The organism is Psychroserpens sp. BH13MA-6, from assembly GCF_052983595.1.
In genome coordinates this window covers 1-1,002 of the sequence record NZ_JBRJGE010000038.1, presented here as the reverse complement: position 1 = coordinate 1,002, position 1,002 = coordinate 1, and the positions used below count along the sequence as shown (strand labels likewise).

Genomic DNA, 1,002 nt, shown 5'->3' with positions numbered 1-1,002 from the left:
GTATAATTCATTGCTCAGTTGGTTAAGACGAGGAAAATCTCCTACAAATTGCTATCTTAGTCTCAACGGAAAAATTTGAGCTCAACAGCTTGCGTCTTTCCCGCGGAACATCAGCCGCACACGCATGCTGTAAAACCGCAACAAACCATACACAATTACGTTAGCAAACATATGAGAAACGAAAAGTTCAACATATTAATTTTAGTTTTTGCAATCATAGTCTTTGGTTGTAAACAAAAGGTTGAACCGAAAAAATCTGAATTTAAAGTAGCTGAAGATTACTCTGAATTTAAAATGAAAATGGAAAATAATGATACTCTGAATATCGGAGTCGTTTTATCTATGTGTATGTGGAGTGAATATGACCAATTACAAATCACAAAAAACAATGACAGTGTATTTCTTCAATTAAAAGAAAAACAGGTAATGGATGACGAACCTGTTCATTTTAATAAAGTTCTTTATGAATTAAAAAACGACACGCTGAATTTAGAAAAAATGATGACTGATTTTGATATTAATTATCAAGAAGAAATAAGCAGTCCATTTTTTATAATAATTAACCCAAAAGAAAAAGACACAATTCTATTAAGAACAACTGGACTTGGAAATCGCGGATTTAATATTGAACGTTATCAAAGGATTATGTTTGAGTTGTATCCTAAAGAAATGGAAAAATATAGACTTGAATATATGGTTCCGCCACCAGAACCGATTGAAATCAAAGAAAATGAAATGGAATAAAATACGTTTGCTAACAATGTATAACCGCAATTACGGCGGATTCGACTACGTCCGAATCCACTCGGAATTGCTAAAGCCAGTTCTAAACCGAAAATTAACGCATATTAACCCGTATCTGACGGTTATACGAGACCGTTAGCAAACATATGACCAACCAAATGAAAGTTTTCAAAATATTCATAATCTTACTTCTATTCATTGGATGTTCGGAAAATAAAAATTCGACGACTGAATTCGACAAAATTTTAGGAAAAGAAA

1 protein-coding gene is annotated in these 1,002 nt (G+C 32.5%); it reads left to right on the top strand.

Annotation, left to right across the window (positions count from 1 at the left end):
- The first annotated feature begins 171 nt into the window (after positions 1 to 171).
- A complete protein-coding gene (locus tag ACU8DI_RS15355; RefSeq protein ID WP_447113674.1) occupies positions 172 to 744 on the top strand; it encodes a hypothetical protein in 573 nt (190 codons plus the stop codon).
- The last annotated feature ends 258 nt before the right edge of the window (positions 745 to 1,002 follow it).

Bases quoted from the DNA above. Each gene is read 5' to 3' on its own strand.
- ACU8DI_RS15355 (WP_447113674.1), top strand. From the start codon at position 172: ATGAGAAACGAAAAGTTCAACATATTAATTTTAGTTTTTGCAATCATA.